The organism is Natronococcus amylolyticus DSM 10524, from assembly GCF_000337675.1.
Classification (GTDB): domain Archaea; phylum Halobacteriota; class Halobacteria; order Halobacteriales; family Natrialbaceae; genus Natronococcus; species Natronococcus amylolyticus.
In genome coordinates, this window is sequence record NZ_AOIB01000013.1 from 244,452 (window position 1) to 262,831 (window position 18,380).

General features: G+C 66.9%; 25 protein-coding genes. 15 read left to right on the forward strand and 10 right to left on the reverse strand.

Annotated features, from left to right (window positions below):
- Nucleotides 1-42: 42 nt before the first annotated feature.
- Complete coding sequence (locus C491_RS03320) at nucleotides 43-945, forward strand: NAD-dependent epimerase/dehydratase family protein (protein ID WP_005553772.1); 903 nt, start codon at nucleotides 43-45, stop codon at nucleotides 943-945.
- 30 nt (nucleotides 946-975) lie between these two features.
- Here C491_RS03320 and C491_RS03325 read toward each other — a convergent pair whose 3' ends face one another.
- Nucleotides 976-1,266: a hypothetical protein gene (locus C491_RS03325; protein ID WP_005553774.1), complete on the reverse strand. Its 291-nt coding sequence runs from the start codon at nucleotides 1,264-1,266 to the stop codon at nucleotides 976-978.
- A gap of 90 nt (nucleotides 1,267-1,356) precedes the next feature.
- Here C491_RS03325 and C491_RS03330 point away from each other — a divergent pair, with 90 nt between their 5' ends.
- A complete protein-coding gene (locus C491_RS03330; protein ID WP_005553775.1) occupies nucleotides 1,357-2,124 on the forward strand; it encodes a DUF7001 family protein in 768 nt (255 codons plus the stop codon).
- Between the two features lie 4 nt (nucleotides 2,125-2,128).
- On the opposite strand, the gene C491_RS03335 is transcribed toward C491_RS03330, so the two are convergent.
- Complete coding sequence (locus C491_RS03335) at nucleotides 2,129-5,560, reverse strand: PAS domain S-box protein (RefSeq protein ID WP_005553776.1); 3,432 nt, start codon at nucleotides 5,558-5,560, stop codon at nucleotides 2,129-2,131.
- 163 nt (nucleotides 5,561-5,723) lie between these two features.
- Here C491_RS03335 and C491_RS03340 point away from each other — a divergent pair, with 163 nt between their 5' ends.
- Nucleotides 5,724-6,134, forward strand: coding sequence for an acyl-CoA thioesterase (locus C491_RS03340; RefSeq protein ID WP_005553777.1), 411 nt, complete (start codon nucleotides 5,724-5,726; stop codon nucleotides 6,132-6,134).
- Here C491_RS03340 and C491_RS03345 read toward each other — a convergent pair.
- Genes C491_RS03345 through C491_RS03355 form a run of 3 tightly spaced genes read right to left on the reverse strand, consistent with a single transcriptional unit; the run spans nucleotide 6,131 to nucleotide 8,193 of the window.
- Entirely contained in the window at nucleotides 6,131-6,811 is a 681-nt protein-coding gene (locus C491_RS03345; protein WP_005553778.1) for a class I SAM-dependent methyltransferase, read from the reverse strand. The genes C491_RS03340 and C491_RS03345 overlap by 4 nt on opposite strands.
- 1 nt (nucleotide 6,812) lies before the next feature.
- On the reverse strand, nucleotides 6,813-7,712 hold the full coding sequence (locus C491_RS03350) for a thiamine-phosphate synthase family protein (protein ID WP_005553780.1): 900 nt from the start codon (nucleotides 7,710-7,712) through the stop codon (nucleotides 6,813-6,815).
- A 55-nt stretch (nucleotides 7,713-7,767) separates the two neighbouring features.
- Nucleotides 7,768-8,193 carry a universal stress protein gene (locus C491_RS03355; RefSeq protein ID WP_005553782.1) on the reverse strand — a complete coding sequence of 142 codons (426 nt, stop codon included), beginning with the start codon at nucleotides 8,191-8,193 and terminating at the stop codon, nucleotides 7,768-7,770.
- An 80-nt stretch (nucleotides 8,194-8,273) separates the two neighbouring features.
- On the opposite strand from C491_RS03355, the gene C491_RS03360 reads away from it, so the two are divergent.
- A complete protein-coding gene (locus C491_RS03360) occupies nucleotides 8,274-8,627 on the forward strand; it encodes a hypothetical protein (RefSeq protein ID WP_005553784.1) in 354 nt (117 codons plus the stop codon).
- Here C491_RS03360 and dcd read toward each other — a convergent pair whose 3' ends face one another.
- Both dcd and C491_RS03370 read right to left on the reverse strand, forming a co-directional pair.
- Entirely contained in the window at nucleotides 8,628-9,230 is a 603-nt protein-coding gene (dcd, locus tag C491_RS03365; RefSeq protein WP_005553786.1) for a dCTP deaminase, read from the reverse strand.
- 63 nt (nucleotides 9,231-9,293) lie between these two features.
- Complete coding sequence (locus tag C491_RS03370; protein WP_005553787.1) at nucleotides 9,294-9,863, reverse strand: YIP1 family protein; 570 nt, start codon at nucleotides 9,861-9,863, stop codon at nucleotides 9,294-9,296.
- A gap of 90 nt (nucleotides 9,864-9,953) precedes the next feature.
- Here C491_RS03370 and pth2 point away from each other — a divergent pair, with 90 nt between their 5' ends.
- The 6 genes from pth2 (at nucleotide 9,954) to C491_RS03395 (ending at nucleotide 13,975) form a co-directional block, all read left to right on the forward strand.
- On the forward strand, nucleotides 9,954-10,292 hold the full coding sequence (gene pth2, locus C491_RS03375) for a peptidyl-tRNA hydrolase Pth2 (protein ID WP_005553789.1): 339 nt from the start codon (nucleotides 9,954-9,956) through the stop codon (nucleotides 10,290-10,292).
- A gap of 60 nt (nucleotides 10,293-10,352) precedes the next feature.
- Nucleotides 10,353-11,024, forward strand: a complete 672-nt coding sequence (locus C491_RS03380; RefSeq protein WP_005553791.1) for an alpha/beta hydrolase — start codon at nucleotides 10,353-10,355, stop codon at nucleotides 11,022-11,024.
- Nucleotides 11,025-11,101: 77 nt separating this feature from the next.
- Nucleotides 11,102-11,230: a hypothetical protein gene (locus tag C491_RS23945; RefSeq protein WP_005553792.1), complete on the forward strand. Its 129-nt coding sequence runs from the start codon at nucleotides 11,102-11,104 to the stop codon at nucleotides 11,228-11,230.
- 82 nt (nucleotides 11,231-11,312) lie between these two features.
- Nucleotides 11,313-12,683 (forward strand): tRNA pseudouridine(13) synthase TruD, encoded by a 1,371-nt coding sequence (gene truD, locus C491_RS03385; protein WP_005553793.1) that lies wholly within the window; start codon nucleotides 11,313-11,315, stop codon nucleotides 12,681-12,683.
- 80 nt (nucleotides 12,684-12,763) lie between these two features.
- The gene (locus tag C491_RS03390) at nucleotides 12,764-13,192 is read left to right on the forward strand and encodes a zinc ribbon domain-containing protein (RefSeq protein ID WP_005553794.1); all 429 of its coding nucleotides are present in this window, start codon (nucleotides 12,764-12,766) and stop codon (nucleotides 13,190-13,192) included.
- Nucleotides 13,193-13,240: 48 nt separating this feature from the next.
- Nucleotides 13,241-13,975: a DUF2103 domain-containing protein gene (locus tag C491_RS03395; protein ID WP_005553795.1), complete on the forward strand. Its 735-nt coding sequence runs from the start codon at nucleotides 13,241-13,243 to the stop codon at nucleotides 13,973-13,975.
- 300 nt (nucleotides 13,976-14,275) lie between these two features.
- On the opposite strand, the gene C491_RS03400 is transcribed toward C491_RS03395, so the two are convergent.
- A complete protein-coding gene (locus C491_RS03400) occupies nucleotides 14,276-14,629 on the reverse strand; it encodes a cupin domain-containing protein (RefSeq protein WP_005553796.1) in 354 nt (117 codons plus the stop codon).
- Between the two features lie 167 nt (nucleotides 14,630-14,796).
- The gene (locus C491_RS03405) at nucleotides 14,797-15,285 is read right to left on the reverse strand and encodes an ester cyclase (RefSeq protein WP_152421274.1); all 489 of its coding nucleotides are present in this window, start codon (nucleotides 15,283-15,285) and stop codon (nucleotides 14,797-14,799) included.
- 425 nt (nucleotides 15,286-15,710) lie between these two features.
- Here C491_RS03405 and C491_RS03410 point away from each other — a divergent pair, with 425 nt between their 5' ends.
- From C491_RS03410 to C491_RS03430, 5 genes are read left to right on the forward strand one after another with little or no spacing between them, the layout of a single operon-like run.
- Nucleotides 15,711-15,917, forward strand: coding sequence for a hypothetical protein (locus tag C491_RS03410; protein WP_005553798.1), 207 nt, complete (start codon nucleotides 15,711-15,713; stop codon nucleotides 15,915-15,917).
- Nucleotides 15,918-15,965: 48 nt separating this feature from the next.
- Nucleotides 15,966-16,223 (forward strand): eL43 family ribosomal protein, encoded by a 258-nt coding sequence (locus C491_RS03415; RefSeq protein WP_005553799.1) that lies wholly within the window; start codon nucleotides 15,966-15,968, stop codon nucleotides 16,221-16,223.
- Nucleotides 16,224-16,243: 20 nt separating this feature from the next.
- Nucleotides 16,244-16,378, forward strand: coding sequence for a DNA-directed RNA polymerase subunit P (locus tag C491_RS03420; RefSeq protein ID WP_005553800.1), 135 nt, complete (start codon nucleotides 16,244-16,246; stop codon nucleotides 16,376-16,378).
- Nucleotides 16,379-16,383: 5 nt separating this feature from the next.
- The gene (locus C491_RS03425; protein ID WP_005553802.1) at nucleotides 16,384-16,656 is read left to right on the forward strand and encodes a KEOPS complex subunit Pcc1; all 273 of its coding nucleotides are present in this window, start codon (nucleotides 16,384-16,386) and stop codon (nucleotides 16,654-16,656) included.
- A 48-nt stretch (nucleotides 16,657-16,704) separates the two neighbouring features.
- Entirely contained in the window at nucleotides 16,705-17,190 is a 486-nt protein-coding gene (locus tag C491_RS03430; protein WP_005553804.1) for a DUF2243 domain-containing protein, read from the forward strand.
- A 6-nt stretch (nucleotides 17,191-17,196) separates the two neighbouring features.
- Here C491_RS03430 and C491_RS03435 read toward each other — a convergent pair whose 3' ends face one another.
- Nucleotides 17,197-18,360 carry a DUF7350 domain-containing protein gene (locus C491_RS03435; RefSeq protein WP_005553805.1) on the reverse strand — a complete coding sequence of 388 codons (1,164 nt, stop codon included), beginning with the start codon at nucleotides 18,358-18,360 and terminating at the stop codon, nucleotides 17,197-17,199.
- Nucleotides 18,361-18,380: the final 20 nt, after the last annotated feature.

An 18,380-nucleotide genomic window follows, 5' to 3' on the forward strand; every position in this document is an offset into this window, starting at 1 on the left:
GAAATCCACACTGTTTTCGTCGGCCCGCCGCAGCCTTCGGGCATGAAACTCGTCGTCACCGGTGCAACCGGCGGGATCGGGAGCTGGGTCGTCGAAAGCCTCGCGAGCGCAGGCCACGAGGTGCTCGGTGTCGACCTCGAGCGTCCGTCCGGCGAGCGCGAGAACGCCACCTTCCTCGCGGGAGATCTGACGGAACAGGGCGTCGCCAGGGAGCTGATCCGCGACCCCGATCCCGACGCCGTCGTCCACTGCGCTGGAGTCCCGGCGATGGGGATCCGTGCCGGCGGCGAGACCTTCGAGACGAACGTGGTGAGCACCTACCACGCCCTCGAGGCCGCCGGACTGGCGGGTGCGGAGGTGGTCTGGACCTCGAGCGAGAGCACCTACGGGATGCCCTTCGCGGCGACTCCCTCCCTGCCCGACTACCTGCCGATCGACGAGGACCACCCCCAACGTCCGGAGGACCCCTACGGCACCTCGAAGCTCGTCGGCGAGGTGATTGCCGAGCGCGCGGTCCGGGCGTTCGACGTGCCGGTGACCTCGCTGCGCCCCGCGTGGGTGAGCTATCCCGGCAGTCAGCAACTGGCCCGCGTCAGAGAGGCGTTCGACCCCGAAACGGTCGAACCCGGAGATCAGGGAAGCGGGAACTTCTGGTCGTACGTCGACGTCCGCGATCTGGTCTCGCTGGTCGAGGCCGCGCTCGCGACCGATGTCGAGGGCCACGAAGCGTACCTCGCCGTCGCGGCGGAGAACTACCTCGGCCGACCGACCGCGGAGACGATCGAGGACGTCTACGGCGATCTGCCCACGGACTGTACGCTCGAGGGCGAGGAGTCGGCGTTTGCGACGGCGAAAGCCCGCGAGGAACTCGGCTGGGAGCCCGAGCACACCTGGCGGGAGACCGAAGCGGAGGAGGCGGTAGAGCCGTCGTTTCTGGACGGCTGACGCGAGTGCGAGTTCGAGCGCTCGAGACGGCTACCAGGGACCGAACCGTCCGGTTCGCCGATCGTCGCCCGCGTCGCGGGCGTCGGTCTCAGCGGGCGGTCGCTCGTCGTCGTAGATATCGACATGGTGGACCGCGCTCGGCGAGAGCAAGCGATCGCCCTCGAGTTCGAGCCAGCCGTTGGCGTGGACAACGAGCGGTCCCTCGTAGAGGGGGTCCTCGGCGTCGACCTCGTCGTAGACGACCGCGTCGTGGTACGCCCGCGTGAGCGGGTTCACCTCGTCGGTGAGGATCGACTCGCTGGAGAACACCGGCGGAAACATGTTTACCGTAGTGAACGAACGAGGATGACATAAATCGGTCGGCGACCGCGAGACCGTAACTGATTCACCCGTGGTACGACTAGGTAATACATGGTCGAGCAGATCCTGTGTTATCGGGCGCCGACGACGGTCGCCGACGCGGCCGAGATCGCCGACTGGCTCGAGCCTCGCGTCGAGGCGACGGTTTCGGTCCGGGATCGGTTCCTCGAGGTTCACCGGACAGACGACCTCGGCGAGCGGTTCGCCGAAGCACGGGTTCCCTCGCCGTACGACCGCGAGACCGGGAACACCATGCTGGGGACGATCCGCTACGAGGAACGCGCCCTCGAGCACCCCGAGCGCGAGGGAGGCGTCCTCTACGACGGCCGACAGGTCCAGCGAGCGTTGAACAGCGCACTCCCGTCCGAGGAGCGCGGGCTCGAGACGCTACACGTCGCCCTCCTCGATCGGGCGATCGGTACCTGGGGCGACCACGACGGGCGCTGGCACAAACGGGTGAACGTCCTCGGGCAGCCGGCGCTGGTGTCGGTGCCGGGGCTCTACGAAGCGCCTGCCAAGCCCGAAGAGTACTACAAGGAGAAGCAACGACACTCGCTGCTGTCGGGCGACGCCCCACCACGGGAGGTTCTCGAGAACCGCGTCGAGGGCGACTTCCTGATCGAGGACGACCCCCGGACGACCGACGCGCTGAAGGGGTACGTCCTGCAGGCGTACCACGTCCTCGAGACCGGCGAGGCCTTCTGTGACCGCGAGGGGTGTCGGCTGTTCAACGCCCACTACCACGAGGACCTGATCGCGGCCCAGCTCCGCGAGCCCGAGTTCTGTTCCGGCCACACACGGCGGTACGGGCGGCCGTAGCCGACTACCGATCGCGCTCTTCGGGCAGACGGATCGTAAATGTCGATCCCTCACCTGGCTCGGAGTCGACCGCGATCTCGCCGTCGTGACGCTCGATGATGCGTCGACACAGCGCGAGTCCGATCCCCGTCCCACCGTGTTCGTCGTGGCTGTGCAAGCGCTGGAAGACCTCGAAGACGCGCGCCTGCTCGTCGGAATCGATCCCGATCCCCTCGTCGTGGATGTCGATCTTCCACCCCGAGTCCGTTCGCTCGGCTTCGACGTGGATCCGCGGTGGCTCGTCGCCGCTGTAGGTGATCGCGTTCTCGAGGAGGTTCTGGAACACCTGCCGAAGCTGATCCTCGTCGCCCTCGATCCGGGGCAGCGAGTCGATCGTGATCTCGGCGTCGCTCTCCTCGACCCGGAGCCGAAGATCGGTGAGAGCGTCCTCGAGGGCCTCGTCTAGCTCGACGGGTTCGAACGGATCCCCCTGGGTTTCGACGCGGGAGTACTCGAGGAGACCGTCGATCATCGCCCGCATCCGTTCGGCGCCGTCGACGGCGAACTCGAGGAACTCCTTGCCGTCCTCGTCGAGGACGTCCGCGTACCGACTCTCGATCAACCCGAGGTAGCTGGTAATCATCCGCAGCGGCTCCTGCAGGTCGTGGCTGGCGGCGTAAGCGAACTGCTCGAGGCGCTCGTTCGACGCCTCGAGTCGACGCTGGTACTCCCTGCGTTCGGTTACGTCCTGGACGACGAGCATCCCCTGTCGGGTCGCTCCGGTCGTTCTGACGGGAATCGTGTGCGCCCACAGCTCCCGCCCGGCGTAGCTCACCTCGAAGGTGTTCTCCTCGCCCTCGAGTGCCCCCTCGAAGTACGGCTTGACGGTCTCGACGAGCTCCTCGGGATACCGCTCGTAGATCGTCTTTCCGACCGCGCTCTCCCGATCGATACCGAGATTCGCGATGAGGCTGCCGCCGGCGGCCGTGTACCGCAGGTCGTCGTCGAACAGCGCGACGACGCCGTTCGGAAAGTTTTCGACGAGCGTCCGGTAGCGCTGTTCGCTCTCCTCGAGCCTGCGCCGGTACTCCCTGCGTTCGGTGACGTCGGTCTGCGTGAGCACGCCGCGGACGACCTCGCCGTTCTCGTCTCTGATCGGCATCCCGTGGATCATCACCGTGCGTCGGTCCCCGTTGGCCGTCTCGATCTCGACGACGTCCGGTTCGAGGACGGTCTCGCCCTCGAGGACGCGGCTCATCGGCCACTCCTCGGGTTCGATCGGCTCGCCGGTGTCGGCCCACCAGCCGTCGTAGCGCTCGTAGTCGGCGACGGTTTCGGCGTCGAAGACGTCGCCGCCCCAGATCTCCGCGGCGGCGTCGTTGGCCTCGACCAGGCGCCCGTCAGTCTCTGCGACGACGACGCCGACGGGCAACACCTCGAACAGCGTCTCGAGCTGGCGCCGTTGCTCCTCGAGCTTTCGCTCGGCCCGCTTTCGTCTCGTGATGTCGATCAGTGCGCCGGGGAACGTGGCCGGGTTCCCGTCGGCGTCACACTCGACGTGTCCGCGGGCGACGACCCACCGGAACTCGCCGTCGGCGTTTCGCACGCGGTACTCCGCCTCGTACTCGCCACAGCTCTCGATAGTCGCCTCGATCTTTCGTTCGACCCGTTCGCGATCGGCCCCGTGGATCGAGGCGAGGAACGCCTCGAGCGAAACTCCCTCCCGGGCCGCGTCGGGATCGACCCCGAACTGCCGGGCGAACGAGGTGCCCGTGACGAACCGGTCCTCCGGGATCTGCCACTCCCAGGTACCGACCGCGCCGGCGTCGGTCGCGGCCTCGAGCTGTGATTTGGCCTCCCGGAGTGAGCGCTCGCGTGCGTTCTGCTCGGTGACATCCTGTGCCATCGCCATGCCGACGACGACGCTCTCGCTCTCGTCGGTCACCGGAACCGTGTGAACCCGCCAGCTCCGATCCGCGTACTCGAGTTCGATCGTGTTCTCCGCTCCCTCGAGCGTCGCCCGCAGGCTCGGCTCCAGCGCGTCGGCGACGGTTCCGTCGCCGATCTCCCGGACGTGTCTGCCCTCGAGTTCGTTCGCGTCCATCGGCAGGTCCTCGAACGCGCGTCCCGCCGCCAGCGTGAACTCGAGGTCGTCGTCGAACAGCGCGACGATCCCGTTCGGGAAGCACTCGGCGAGCGTCCGGTACCGTCGCTCGGAGCGCTCGAGGTCGCGTTCGCGCCGTCGGCGCTCGGTCACGTCGCGGGCGATCGCGAACACGTACTCGCGGTCCAGCTCGACGTGGCTGACGTTGACCTCGACCGGGAACGTGCTCCCGTCCGCACGGACGTGCGCTCCCTCGAATGTCGTCTCGCTTCGGGTCCGCAGCTCCTCGAGAAACGACCTCCAGGCGTCGTGGTCGGGCAGTTCGGTCTCGATATCGGGGACCGATCGCTCGAGCAGTTCCGCCCGATCGTACTCGAGGCGCCGACAGGCCGTCTCGTTGACGTCCAGGAACCGTCCCGACTCGGGATCGATAACGAACATGCCATCGTTGGAGTGATCGACCAGGCGTCGGAACAGCTCGAGTTCTCGCTCGCGCTTCTCGCGGTCGGTGACGTCCCGGAAGTACACCGACAGCTCCGTCTCGGAGGGGTACGCTCGAACCTCGAACCAGCCGTCCAGCGGCTCGGGGTAGTACTCCTCGAACGTGACCGCCTCATCGTCGGCCACTGCCCGCTCGTAGCGGGATTCGAACGCGTATCGCGTCGCCGCCGGGAACACGTCCCAGATGCTGTGTCCGATGAGTTCGCGGTTCTCGGGGTTGATCAGTTCCTCGGCGCGGTCGTTGAGGTAGGTAAACTCCCAGTCCTCGTCGAGCGCGAAGAAGGCGTCCGAGATCCGCCCGTGAATCTCCTCGAGTTCGTCGCGGCGCTGCTCGCTTTCGATTGCCGATGCCAGCACGTTCGCAACGCTCTTGACGAAGTTCCCGTCGTGGGGGGTGAATGCGCGCTTCTCGGTCGCGTGGACGCCGAGAATTCCCCACGGCTCCTCGGGCGAGCCGATGACGACGCTGATCCCGCTGACGACGCCGTGGTCGACGAGCAGGTCGGGGCCCGAAAAGCGATCCTCGCCGTCGAGATCGTCGACGACGACCGGCTCCTCGGACAGCAGCGTGTACCCTGCCTGCGAGCCGGTATCCGTGGGGACCGCCGCCGAACCGACCAGTCCTTCCTGCCAGCCGACGCCCGCTCTGAGCGCGAGCGCGTCGTCCCCGGAACGGAGTTCGAGCACCTTCGCGTACTCGACCCCGAGGGTCTCGGCGACGACGCTCGAGGTCTCCTCGAGCAGCCGATCGATATCGTCCGTCTCGAGCGCCCGCTGGCCGAGCTCGGCGACGACCTCCTGCTGTCGTATCCGACGACGGAGCGGCCCGTCCCCCTCGGAAACCGAATCCATACTGAATCCGATACCAGAGTGGAACGCCTAAGTCCTTCTATCTGCGGCCTGCTCCCGGGATCGACCGAGGATGTTCTCGTCGTCGGCGGCGTCTCGAGCCGCGATCGACGGTCAGGACCGGAACCGGAGCCTACTTTTGTCCAACCGTCCTGGAAAACGCACAATGAGTGAGAAGTTTATCAGGGAGGTCCCGGTCCGGTTTCGCGACCTCGACCCGCTGAACCACGTCAACCACGCCGTCTACGCGAGCTACCTCGAGTCGGTCCGGATCGACTACATCGAAAAAGTGCTGGACCAGCGCCTGCGGGAGCTGTCGTTCGTGATCGCGAACCTCGAACTCTCCTACCGACGACCGATCGAGTACGGCGACGAGCCCGTCGTCGCGCTGTGGGTGACCGAGCTGGGCGAGACGAGCTGTACGATGGCCTACGAGATCCGGGTCGACGGCGAGGTCGCGGCGACCGCCGAGACCGTGATGGTCCACACCGACGGCGAGACCGGGAAACCGGCGCCGATCGACGAGGACGTTCGCGAACGGATCCGCGAGTACGAGGGGCTCGAAGCCCGGACCTAGGGTCCGATTCTCCCGCCCGTCAGTCGAACGACCCCGAAGACGTGGCTCTCGTCGGCGACCGCCCGCGAACGCTCCCGGAGCCGGGCGTGGGCCGCGTCGATCTTCGAGTCGAGTCGCAGGTGGGGGTCGTTCTCGTAGCGCAGCTTCGTCGTCGGCGGCGTCGAGAGGACGACGATCGCCCGGAAGACGGTGTTGACCGGCGGGGCGTACCACTCGTCGCTCCGGGCGGCGTTGGCGAGCACGACGTGGCCCTCGGGACCGACGAGGTCACACCAGTCGTCGACCGCCCCCGCGGGATCCTCGAGCATGCCGACGACGAACGTCGCGAGGACGGCGTCGACGTCCTCGTCGACAGGCGGTTGGGTCGCGTCGCCGCGGGCGACGTGGACGTTGTCGTACTCGGCCGTCAGATCGCGCGCCCGCTCGAGAATCGGTCCCGTGAAGTCGATCCCGACGACCGTTCCCTCGGGGCCGACCTGCTCGCGCAGATAGGGGAGGTTCGCGCCCGTCCCACAGCCCATTTCGACGACGGTGTCGCCACGCTCGAGCCGGCAGGCGGCCGCGGCCCGCTGACGGAGGGCCGGAATGCCGGGCGTTCGGCGCGCGATCAGATCGTAGAGGCGCGCCCAGCGGCCGTAGAACTCCTGTGCGGTCTCGCCGCTCGTGCTCGCCGACATGTTAGAGGAGCCGTCGAACGCTGTCGGCAACCGACTCCGCGTCGGGCCCGAGCACGTAGATCAGCGGTTCGATCCCCATCCCGCCGGTCTGGTAGAGCACCGTCGCGTCGGGCTGCTCGTCGATGGCCGCGCCGACGCTCTCGTCGACGTCGCTCGATTCGTCGAACTCGGCGGTGACGTGGCCCTGGTCGGCGAGCTCCTCGAGCAGGTCGGGATCGTAGGCGACGTTGATCGCCGCCGAGGCGTCGGCGCCGTGGCGACGCGCCGAGAGCAACACCGTCGCGACGTGCTCGGAGACGCCGAACTCGGGGCTCGTGGGCACCGTCGTCCGTCCCTTCACGTCGAAGATCCGGCCCGGGACGCCGGCGACGTCGTCGACGTCCGCGGCGTCGGGCGTGCAGGCGACGAGGTTCGAGCCGACCGCCGGGATCAGGGTCGCGAACCCGCTGGCGTTCTCGAGGAGCCGCAGCCCGCGCCGCAGCGAGGACAGCACCCGCTCGCTGGTCCGGAGTTCGCTCTCGGGATCGTGGATCCGAAAGCTCGTGCCGTGGTCGGCCAGCTCGGGGACGGCCTCCTCGTGGAGCTGGGCGAGCAGGTCGCTCCCGCTCTCGAGTTCGCGGATCAACACCTCGGTCTCGATCAGCGCCTGCACCGGCGCCATATCGCCGCTGGCGAGCCCCTCGCCGAGCTCGTCGACGAGGGCGGTGACGCGCTCGTCGTCGGCGATGCGGTCGTTGACGGTCACGTCCCCGTGGGCGTACTTCGAGACGGCGCTCTGGCTGATGCCGAGCACCGCCGCGACTTCACTCTGCGTGAGCCCCCGCTCCCGGAGCTCGCCGGCCAGCAGCGAGCGGAAGGTCGGCAGGAACTCGTCGACGACGATCTCTTCGACGAATTGCATTTCGTAGATGAGCAGACGCACGCCGCGGAAATAACTTCTGGGTCCCGCGGGGGAGCTAGCGGATGATCGTCACGGGAACCGGTGCGCGTCGGGCGACGGTTTCCGCCACGCTGCCGAGGAGGATCCGACTGACGCCGTCCCGGCCGTGGCTGCCGAGGACGATGTGGTCGACGTCGTGGGCGGTCGCATACTCCGTTATGGTCCGTGCCGGCGATCCCAGCTTCAGCTCCGTTCGTATCTCGCGGTCGTACTCGGCCGCCGTCTCCTCTGCCTCCTCGAGCACCGCCTTCCCCTGACCGCGGAGCCACGTCTCGATCTCGTCGTTGTAGATGTAGCCGTCCGTATCGCCGTACCAGTAGCTCGAGGGGTTGATCACGTGCAACGCGGTGAGTTCTGCGTCCGGAAACGATTCGATAGCGTACTCGAGGGCGCGGTCCGACCGCGCCGATCGGTCGACGGGGACGAGGACACTCTCTCCCATGAGTATCGTAGCTGCCGAACGTACAAATCGCCGCCGACGTCGCGGACGATTTATCCCGCTCTCGACGAAACCCTCTGCTGATGAGCGACCAATCCATCGGGCTCGTGATCGGCTCCGGCGTCGCGACGTTTTTCATCGTCAGCGTCGCCGTCGGCGAGCTCGCTCGCGAGCTGATCGGCGTGGGACTGCTCGTCGGCCTTCCCGTCGGCGCGCTGGCCGGCGCCATCGCGGTCGCGAGCGTCGCGACCGGGCTCGCCGAGTCGACCCCGCCACGCCAGCGCCGGCTGACCGGGGGGTTCGCCGGGTTCAGCATTGGCTTCGTGATCGGCACCGCGCTGTCGGCGTACCTGCTACACTTCGATCTCAGCTCGTCGGTCGCCGCGGGTGCGGCCGTCGGGATCGTCCTCGCAGTGCTGGTCTCCGACCGCGTGTAGTCAGTCCTCCCGCTCGAGCTGGTCGCCGCCGAACTCGTCGTCGCTCTGGATGCGCGAGGCCTGCGGGCCGGCCTGGTCCTGGTACTTCGAGCCCCGCTCGCTGCCGTAGGGTCGCTCTGCCGCCGTTTTGAGCTCGGTGAAGGTGAGCTGGGAGATCCGCATTCCGGGCGTCAGCGCGACGGGCGCAGTGCCGAGGTTCGACAGCTCGAGGGTGATCTGCCCGCGGTACCCGGGGTCGCAGAGTCCTGCTGTGGCATGCACTACCACGGCAAGACGTCCCAAAGAAGAGCGGCCCTCGACGTGGGCGATCAGGTCAGCGGGGATCTCGACGCGCTCGTGGGTCGTCCCCAGCACGAAGTCCCCGGGGTGAAGAATGAAGTCGTCGCCGTCGTCGACGACGGTCTCGGTGACGTACTCGTCGACCTCGTGTTCGGCGTCGGGGTGGATACAGGAGATGTTCGTCCGCTGGAACTCGAGGAACTCCCGACCCAGCCGGAGGTCGACGCTGGCGGGCTGGATCTGCAGTTCCGGATCGTCGATGGGGTCGATAGCGAGGGTGCCGTCCTCGAGGCGCTTCAGAATATCGGCGTCGGAGAGGATCATACGCGACGAGTCGAACGGTGGAGGTGTAAACGGTTCGACTTGGGATCGGACTGACCCAGCTTCTCAGACGAGGGCCGGGAAGACGAGCATGATAGCACAGACCCCGCCCGCCAGCAGGGCGGTCACGGTGGCGGTCGAGCGCTCGAGGCTGAATCCGACCGCGAGGCCGCCACGCCAGACGTACGCCGCCCAGCCGCAGGCCAGGAGCGCGAGCGGGACGAAGAGCCGGGAGTCGGGATCCGACGATATCGCGCCCGGATCGACTCCGAGGGTCGCGAGCGCGGCCAGCGCGAGGTTGAAGGTAGCCAGCCCGACCAGCAGGGGAACGAGCCCCCAGGCCGCGAGCGAGAGCGTCTCAGCCGGTTCGCCGTCGGCATCGACTATGAGAACGAGCCCGTAGAGGACGATCGTCGGCACGACCCAGTACAGCAGCGTCGCCTCGAGGTGTTGGAGCACGGAGAGCACGGTCACGGGGTCGCCAGCGAGGTCGCCGGCGAGCCACCAGCCGAGATCAACGGCAAGGGAGCCGAGCCAGTACGCGAGGACGAGCCCGGCCGCACGCGGAAGGGAGAACGCGTCCGCTCGAGCGAAGTAGCCGTCGGGGTCGGCGAGCGGGGTCGATGGCTTCGTCACGGTTCGACCCTCAGAGCAGCGGCCCAAAACGGTTCGGATCGCGCCGGAACTTTCGCCGCGGCTATAGGGATCGGCCTCGTTCGCTCGAGCATGAAACAGGCCATCGTCGCCCGCACCGACATCGGCATGGGACAGGGAAAACTCGCCGCGCAGGTCGCCCACGCCTCGCTGTCGGCCTACGAGAAAGCCGACAAGCGAACCCGCGATCAGTGGAAGTCAGGGGGACAGAAGAAGGTCGTCCTCAAGGGCGAGAGCGAACGGCAGCTCCACGAGCTCTCCGAGATCGCGGAGAGTCGCGGTCTTCCCAGTGCCGTGATCCGCGACGCGGGCCACACCCAGCTCGAGTCGGGCACCGTCACCGCGCTGGCGGTCGGGCCGGGCGACGAGGACGTCGTCGACCGCGTCACGGGCGAGCTCTCGCTGTTCTAGTTCGCGCGTCCGCTTCGCCGGCTCGGAAACGCCTTTTCGCCTGGCGGCCCTCGATCGAGTATGAGCAACGACCCACACGGCGGACAGCCGATCGAACGGGCCGGCGCCGACCTCGCGGACGCCTCGGCGGCGATGATTTTGGTCCACGGACGCGGCGCCCGGGCACGAGGGATGCTCGGACTCGCCGCCGAGATCGGGCGCGACGACGTCGCCTACCTCGCGCCGCAGGCGGCGCGGGGAACCTGGTACCCGAACTCGTTTCTCGCCGACCTCGAGTCGAACCAGCCCCACCTCGAGTCGGCGCTCGGGCTGCTCGGGGACGTCCTCGAGGAGGTGACGACCGACGACGGCGACGGGAGCGTCCCACTCGACCGGACGGTGCTGCTCGGCTTCTCGCAGGGCGGTTGTCTCGCGACGGAGTACGCCGCCCGGAACGCCGACCGCTACGGCGGGGTCGTCGCGCTCAGCGGCGGGCTGATCGGCCCCGAGGGAACGCCGCGCGAGTACGACGGCGCGATGGACGGAACCTCTGTATTCGTCGGCTGTGGCGACCAGGACCCGCATATCCCCGTCGAGCGCGTCGAGGAGACCGCGCGGACCTTCGAGGAGCTCGAGGCCGACGTCGAAAAGCGGATCTACGAGGGCGTCGGCCACACGGTGCTCGAGGACGAACTCGAGTACGTCCGGAGCCTCGTCGACGGCGTCGCCGAACGGCCGAATGGCGACAGGTAGTTTTTGTTTCTATAATAGATAATCCAAAATAATGGGGTGTGATGTTAATCTCCACTGGTTCGGTACCTAGAGCGAAAATGAACGCTCGGTGTCCGGAGTGCAGCGACGGGCTGGGAGAGCTGATCGGGAAGAACTACGCTAGCGGCGACGTGTCGGCGGACTTCGAGTGTCCGGGCTGTGGCCACGCGTGGGACGTGACGCTGTAGTCAGCCACGTCACCAACGGCCGAGTCCTCGGCCTCGAGAACGAACCGATTTACCCGCGGCGTCCGAACCGACGGCAACGAGCATGCGCCCAGCCCACCCTACAGAGCAGGCCGTCGGAATCGACTGCTACGTCAGCGACGCCGACGGCGTCGGCGGCCGCCTCCGCGCCGCGGACGACCAGTTCCGGGTTCGCGAACTCGAGCGCTTCGACACCGAGTCCCTCGAGGCCTCGACCGACGCCTACCCCCACCTCGTCTTCCGGGCGACGCTGCGGGGGTGGGACACCAACGACTTCGCCTCTCGCATTTCGGACGCACTGGGGATCTCCCGCGAGCGCGTGAACTGGGCGGGGACGAAGGACAAGTACGCCGTGACCACGCAGCTGTTCTCGGTCTACGGCGCCGAGCCCCCGGACCTGCCCGACGTCGACGGTGCCGACCTCGAGGTGCTCGGCCGAGCGGGACGAAACCTCGAGTTCGGCGACTTGGCGGGCAACGCCTTCGAGGTCGTCGTCGGCGACCCGGAGCGCCCGGAAAACGCCGAGGTGATCACCGACGAGTTACGTGAGTTCGGCGGGCTCGAGGACGGACGGCCCGATCGCGAGGGTAACGGGAGCGACGCGACGCCGGTTGGCGTCCCCAACTTCTTCGGCCAGCAGCGCTTCGGCAGTCGACGCCCGGTCACCCACAAGGTGGGCCTCGAGATCGTCCGCAGGAACTGGGAGGGTGCGGTGATGGCCTATCTGGGGAACCCGACCGACGCGGAGCCCGAGGGAACCCAGGAGGCACGAGCGTTCGTCGAGGAAACCCGCGACTGGCAGGAAGCCCTCGAGCGCATCCCCAACCGCCTGCGCTACGAGCGCTCGATGTGTCACGCGCTGGCCGAGTGCGAGGACGAGCCGGGTCCCGAGGAGTTCCGGGCGGCCCTCGAGCGCGTCCCCTCGAACCTCCAGCGGCTGTTCGTCCACGCGGCCCAGTCCTACGCGTTCAACCGGATGCTGAGCGAGCGCCTCGAGCGCGGGCTCCCGTTCGATCGACCCGTCGCGGGCGACGTCGTCTGTTTCTCGGACTCGGACGCTCCGGACGGCCTCGAGCTGCCCGACACCGACCGGCTCCAGCGCGTCGACGAACGACGGGTCGACTCCGTCACCCGCCACTGCGAACGCGGGCGGGCGTTCGTCACCGCACCGCTGGTCGGCACCGACTCCGAACTGGCCGACGGCGAGCAGGGCGAGATCGAACGCGACGTGCTCGAGAAGCTGGGGCTCGAGCCCGGCGACTTCGACCTGCCGGGCGAGTTCCACTCGACGGGGACCCGTCGGGCGATCCTCGTCCGAACGGAGCTGGGGCTCGAGCGCGATCCGCTGACCCTCTCCTTTGCGCTGCCGAAGGGGTCGTACGCGACGGTCGTCGCCCGGGAGTACCTGAAGGTCGATCCCGTCGACCTGGGCTGATTCGCCTCGACGCCGTCTCCCTGGCGACCCACACTGATCGGGCCTGACAGCCTTTTGCTCGCTCGACTCCTACCTCGAGCATGCGAAGCGAACGCCTGCAGCGGGAGATCGACGACCTCGTGGCGCAGGGATGGAAAATCGAGGACGAAGGTCGGGACCGAGTCGTGATGGTCGACCGGGAGTTCGGCTCCGTCGCCTCCCACATCCTCGTCGCGATCCTGACGATCTGGTGGACGATGGGGATCGGAAACGTCCTCTGGGGCGCGTACAACTACATCTCCCGATCACGTCGGCAGGTGCTCTGGGAGGGACGGGAGCGCTGTCCGGACTGCGGCGCCGACGTCTCCGAGGACGCCGCGTACTGTCCTTCGTGTGGCACCGACGTCGAGACCGCATCCGTCGACGGCTCCGGGCTCGCATGTCCGAACTGCGAGGCCGTGGTCGTCGAGGGGTCGCGGTACTGTCGGGCCTGCGGGACCAAGCTCGCCGACGAGATGGGCTCTCCGTAGTCCGAGGAAAAACAGGGGCGTTTTACACCGGTCTCTCGAATCGGCAGTATGGAGTGTCGCCACTGCGGCTCGGCCCTCGAGAAACCCGGCGACTTCTGTCTGGTCTGCCGGGCCGAGAACACCGAGGCGATCGTACTCGAGGCGACCCGCGAGCGGGCGACGCTGACGATGCTGGCCGGCGAGGACGCCGACGATCCCGTCATCGCGGAGACGACGGTCACAACCACGCCCGAGGACGGCGAGAACGGGGTCGTCGAACTGCGAAACTTCGCGGGGCTGCTCGCCGACGAGATCCGTCGCAAGCGCCCCGAGGAGGTGTACGCCAGCGGGTGCCGGGAGGTGATCCGTGCCGTTCGACGCGAGGTCCACTACCCCTTCTATCGCGTCGACGGCGACGCCGACGATCCGGTGGAGGCGACCCTCGAGCGCCGAGGCAACCGAGCCCTCGAGGTCGTCGAGACCCCGCCGGCCGAGAAGATCGGCGGCAGCCACTCGACGCTGATCGGCGGTCGCACGGGAATGCGCGCGATCCAGACCGTCGCGGGCCACCCCCACGTCAAGAAGGTGATTCCGGGCCCGATCGACGCGGGCGGGAAGGGCTCGCAGTCCGGACTCCGGGCGAAAGTCACCCGCGCCGACGACGGCGGCAACGTCCGCATGCTCATCAGGGACGGCTCGAGCGTCCAGGAGAATCGCGTCGTCACGACGGCACCCAATCGGGAACTCGGCGAGCGGATCCGAGACGACCTCAACGACGTGCTCGCCGACTCGGAATTTCAGTGAAACTCGTAGGACGTACGGAGCAAGCGGGTATCAGCGCAACAATCCGTTCCTCCGATAGCTGTCAAGAGAAGCGTGCTGAATATAGCGGCTATAGCAACAACTGAAACTGCTTGCCCACCGATCGCATAGCCGTCGTGCGATCGGGTGCGCACTGACTTTCAGCGGCTACTATAGAGACCGTAACCCGATATCGTCTGTTTCGACTGCGTCGATCAACCGACCGGGAAACCTGCGGGTTGAGCAGCGGCGAGTGTAGCACGGACTCCGGTACCCCTCCAGAACCGGCGTGCCAGAGGAGACCTATTCGTCGGGGATGGGTTGTTCTTCTTCGAAGAACACGACTTCCTCGTCCCCCTCTACCCATGCGTCGTGCCCCGGTGGGAGTAAGGCGACATCGCCCTGTCTGAGTGTTTCGCGCGTTCCGTCCTCCATCTCGACAGTCAACTGACCGGATAGCATGTAGAGACGGTGTGGCCACGGACAGTTCTCGGTTTCCAGATCGGGTGCGTTGTCTCTGGAAAACTTGTATCCCGGCTCTAACGTGGTTACCCAAAAGGTGCCGTCCTCGAACTCGACTCCTTCGACCTTCCCGTTATCGAACGTATTCGTTACGTCGGGTGAAAGAAGTGACTTTATCTGTAATCCACCGGCCATATGTGTGCTAACATACCGAACGGCGATATAGCTGTTTCTACGGGCAGACGGTAGATGATGGGCGATATGCTGCCCTTCGCTGACCGTTCGATCGTGTCGCCCTCGAGAACGGGAGCGGTAACGCTTCTCGTGTCCTCGTTCGGGAGTGAACGAAAGGTCCTGTCGCTCTATGGATCAACGAGACCGAGTTGTCGTACCACTCCCAGGTAATCCCCCTCCCCATACTCTTCGATGATCTTGCCGTCCCGTACGCGGTACACCGCAATACCGGTGTATCGTATCGTTCTTCCGGACCCCGCAGGGAGGACACCGATCGGCAGTTCCCAGGCGGGGCCGGTGTGCGTTCCCTCCGCTTCCCAGAGGGCGACCACGCGATCGCCCTCAGCGATCAACTCAGCAGTCAGCTCGCAGTTGTAGTCCGGAAACAGCCCGTCGAACCCGATAATCCGGGTTTTGATCTCCTCGTGCCCCCGTGACTCGCCACCAAGCGGGTACCGGAGCAGCATGTCGTCTGCAGCGAGTTCGTCGACGATGTCCGGGTTCCGTTCGTCCCAGTACTCGGCAACCCAGCGATCGACGATCGCTTTGTTCGCTTCACTTCTTGGAGGTGCTGTCATAGACGACTTCTCCTCGACTACTATGAGGGACGATAGCATAAACTCACCCAGTGGGAATCCTTCAGAGGCTGAACGGAGAAACGGAAGGGCTCAGGTCGGTCGGTGGCGAGCGATACGCGCTCTGTACAGCGAACTTCTTTACCGAGGGCATCGGCTGACGCCATTGGCGTCAGCCTCAACCCCGGCAAAAAACTTCGATAAAAAAGGCCGACGGCTCGCCCACGGGGCTCGCCGTCGGTGAAACCCCTCGCTTCGCTCGGCGTATGCTTCTCCGTTCCATTCGCACGCGAGACCGAACAAATCGGCCGCCTCAGACGTACAGCCACGACCGACGGCAAAGCCGCACTCCCAGATACTAGTACCGAACCAGTCGGAACCGATCGTTTTCGTCGCTCCGGAGAAGCGACAGGTGCTGCTGGTTGTCGGTCCCTTATCCGACCGGGTGTAATTAGATATAATTAGCCATGCTCGAGCGACCCGACGCGATCCTGGCTGCGATCCCGCTGCTCTCGGTCAGCGGTCTCGCCCTCCAGACGACGATCGCGGCGACGGGACTCGGAACCGGGCTGCTCGCGGCACCGCTGGCCCCGGCCGGCCCGGTCGCTGCGCTCGCGCTCGTCTTCCGGGAGCTGCTCGCCGGACCCGTCGCCGAGCGTGCCGCGGACGAGTAGTCGCAACTCAACAGGTTTAAGAATCCAGTACCGATAGATAGCGGTACTATGGGTAACCAAGAAGTCGGCAGCGCGGGCCGTTTTGGCGCACGCTACGGTCGCGTCGCTCGACGCCGCGTCAGCGAGATCGAAGACGACATGGAAAACGCCGAAGTCGACGGTGACAGCGTCACCCGCGTCGGCACCGGCATCTGGAAGAACGACGAGACCGGCGAGGTCTTCACCGGCGGCGCCTACCGGCCGGAGACTCCCGCAGGTCGCACCGTCCAGCGCTCGATTCGAGCCGCGCTGGCCGAAGACGAATAACGGTCTCTCACTCTCTACGCATGAGCTACAAGTGTTCCCGCTGTAAACGCGACGTTCAGCTCGACGAGTACGGCGGCGTTCGGTGTCCCTACTGTGGCCACCGCGTCCTCCTGAAGGAACGCAGCCGCGACGTCAAGGAAGTCAGCGTTCGGTAGCGTCCGTGGCCGCCCACGGCGCGACCCTCGAGTTCGAGTACGACGAGTCGGCTCGAGCCCGCCTCGTCGCCGAATCGGTCGCCCGCGAGGTCGGCGAGATCGACGACGACCGGTCGCAGACGACGATCGACAGCGAGGGGGCGATCGTCTCGCTCGAGATCGAGGCCGCGGATCCGGTCGCGCTCCGCGCGGCGCTGAACACCTGGTTCTCGCTGGTCGACGTCGCCGAGCGAACCGCCGCCGTCGGCGACCAAGTTCGGTCGCGTTCGGAAACGTAGCAGTCGTCGGCCGGCCGTTTTTCCCTGCGGTCCGCGAAGGACTGCGGTATGGTAACGGATTCGAGCACGGGGAGCCGTCGGCGCGTTCTGCTGGCCGGCGGAACCGTCGGCTTCGGCTTCGGTGCGATTATCGACGTCGTGATCTTCCATCTGACGCTGCAGACCCACCACCTGCTGTCGGGGATCTACGACCCCTACAGCCTCGACGGGATGCGGACGAACGTCATGTTCGACGGTCTCTTCCTGCTCGGAATGCTCGGCGTGATGGGCGTCGGCCTCGGGCTCACCTGGCGACTCGTCAACGGCACCGACGCCCGGTTCTCGACGCGGTACCTGATCGGCTCCGTCGTCGTCGGGGCGGGCGCCTTCAACGTCTTCGACGGCGTCGTCAGCCACTACGTGCTCGACCTGCACAACGTCGTCCACGGCACCGAAGCCTGGAACCCCCACTGGCTCGCGGTGAGCGTGCTCATGCTCGCCGTCGGAATCCTCCTGGTCCGCAGCGCGGACGGCCACCTCGCTCGAGCCGACTGATCGGCTCTACTCGAGGTCGATCCCCACCGTCGCGGGCTCGAGGTCGAAAAACGCCGTCTCGTACCCCTCGTGGCGCGAGAGCTGCGGCGTCGCGTCGACGACCACCGCCAGCTCGGTCGTCGACTCGAGGCGCTCGCGCTCGAGGGGAGCGCCGTAGTGGTGACCCAGCTCGGCATCGAGGCGCTCCGTGAGCGGGGTTTTCTCGCCGGGCGATCCGTCCCGAACCGGAGCGACCGACAGCCCGGCGAACGGGAGCGAAAACTGGTTGTACCGCGTGCGAGCGCTCACGACGAGGGTGTCCTCGCCGATCCCGTCCGATCCCCGCTCGAGGACGCCGACGCCGAACTCGAGGTCCCCGCTGCGGGCGGTGCCGAGCCACTCGTCGGTGGCGGCCTCGAGATCGGCTCCCGCCCCGTGGTCGTCCGCCTCGTGAGCATCGTGATCGTCGTGGCCGTTCCCGGACTCGTGATCACTGTGGCTGTCGTGGTCATCGTGGCCGTTGTCAGTCTCGTGTTCGCCGTGACCGTGTTCCATCGGTTCGACCGCTCCGCTCTCGCCACGCCCCTCGTCCTCGTCGATTAGCCGGCGCTCGAGCGAGTCGATCTCGTCGGCCGCGTACTCGAACTCGAGGTCGACGGTGCGGGCCGTATCGAGTCGGTCGGCGAGGGGACCGGAGACCTGGGCGCTCGTCGGTTCGATCCGAACGGTCGCGTCGTGGGGGCCGTCGTCGCCCAGCGGGACGTTGTCGCCGTAGTGAAATCCCATCCGCTGGGAGAGCATCGGCCACAGAGTCCGCTCATCGATCCGTTCCTCGCGGCTGTGGATCGCCGTCGACACCGACGTCGGAACCGCGAGACCGGTCTCGGCGTCGGTGACCGTCGCCATCAGGTGGACGTCGTGGTGGTCCCGGACGTCCGCACGCGCCCGCTCGCCGTCGGCGACCGTCCAGAACGAGTGGGGTCGCGTCGCCGACAGCGAGACCTCGAGACCGTCGGCGGTCGCAGTGCCAAGCAGAAGCATCTCGTCGACCTTCGGCGGTACGTAGGCGCCGTCAGGTGGGTCGACAACCAGCTCCCGCCAGGCATCCTCGCGCTCGAGCGTCTCGAGACAGCCCGCAAGCGAGAGCGCACTCGAGAGGGCGCCGGCAGTGAGGAGGTCGCGACGTCGCATCACCGGAGGGACGCCCGCGA

Coding starts and splice junctions, on each gene's coding strand:
- C491_RS03405 (WP_152421274.1), bottom strand. CDS start 15,285: ATGCTATCGTCCCTCATAGTAGTCGAGGAGAAGTCGTCTATGACAGCA.
- C491_RS03320 (WP_005553772.1), top strand. CDS start 43: ATGAAACTCGTCGTCACCGGTGCAACCGGCGGGATCGGGAGCTGGGTC.
- C491_RS03325 (WP_005553774.1), bottom strand. CDS start 1,266: ATGTTTCCGCCGGTGTTCTCCAGCGAGTCGATCCTCACCGACGAGGTG.
- C491_RS03350 (WP_005553780.1), bottom strand. CDS start 7,712: ATGCAATTCGTCGAAGAGATCGTCGTCGACGAGTTCCTGCCGACCTTC.
- C491_RS23945 (WP_005553792.1), top strand. CDS start 11,102: ATGAACGCTCGGTGTCCGGAGTGCAGCGACGGGCTGGGAGAGCTGATC.
- C491_RS03400 (WP_005553796.1), bottom strand. CDS start 14,629: ATGGCCGGTGGATTACAGATAAAGTCACTTCTTTCACCCGACGTAACG.
- C491_RS03330 (WP_005553775.1), top strand. CDS start 1,357: ATGGTCGAGCAGATCCTGTGTTATCGGGCGCCGACGACGGTCGCCGAC.
- C491_RS03340 (WP_005553777.1), top strand. CDS start 5,724: ATGAGTGAGAAGTTTATCAGGGAGGTCCCGGTCCGGTTTCGCGACCTC.
- C491_RS03415 (WP_005553799.1), top strand. CDS start 15,966: ATGGGTAACCAAGAAGTCGGCAGCGCGGGCCGTTTTGGCGCACGCTAC.
- C491_RS03395 (WP_005553795.1), top strand. CDS start 13,241: ATGGAGTGTCGCCACTGCGGCTCGGCCCTCGAGAAACCCGGCGACTTC.
- pth2 (WP_005553789.1), top strand. CDS start 9,954: ATGAAACAGGCCATCGTCGCCCGCACCGACATCGGCATGGGACAGGGA.
- C491_RS03345 (WP_005553778.1), bottom strand. CDS start 6,811: ATGTCGGCGAGCACGAGCGGCGAGACCGCACAGGAGTTCTACGGCCGC.
- C491_RS03410 (WP_005553798.1), top strand. CDS start 15,711: ATGCTCGAGCGACCCGACGCGATCCTGGCTGCGATCCCGCTGCTCTCG.
- truD (WP_005553793.1), top strand. CDS start 11,313: ATGCGCCCAGCCCACCCTACAGAGCAGGCCGTCGGAATCGACTGCTAC.
- C491_RS03430 (WP_005553804.1), top strand. CDS start 16,705: ATGGTAACGGATTCGAGCACGGGGAGCCGTCGGCGCGTTCTGCTGGCC.
- dcd (WP_005553786.1), bottom strand. CDS start 9,230: ATGATCCTCTCCGACGCCGATATTCTGAAGCGCCTCGAGGACGGCACC.
- C491_RS03380 (WP_005553791.1), top strand. CDS start 10,353: ATGAGCAACGACCCACACGGCGGACAGCCGATCGAACGGGCCGGCGCC.
- C491_RS03420 (WP_005553800.1), top strand. CDS start 16,244: ATGAGCTACAAGTGTTCCCGCTGTAAACGCGACGTTCAGCTCGACGAG.
- C491_RS03355 (WP_005553782.1), bottom strand. CDS start 8,193: ATGGGAGAGAGTGTCCTCGTCCCCGTCGACCGATCGGCGCGGTCGGAC.
- C491_RS03435 (WP_005553805.1), bottom strand. CDS start 18,360: ATGCGACGTCGCGACCTCCTCACTGCCGGCGCCCTCTCGAGTGCGCTC.
- C491_RS03335 (WP_005553776.1), bottom strand. CDS start 5,560: ATGGATTCGGTTTCCGAGGGGGACGGGCCGCTCCGTCGTCGGATACGA.
- C491_RS03390 (WP_005553794.1), top strand. CDS start 12,764: ATGCGAAGCGAACGCCTGCAGCGGGAGATCGACGACCTCGTGGCGCAG.
- C491_RS03360 (WP_005553784.1), top strand. CDS start 8,274: ATGAGCGACCAATCCATCGGGCTCGTGATCGGCTCCGGCGTCGCGACG.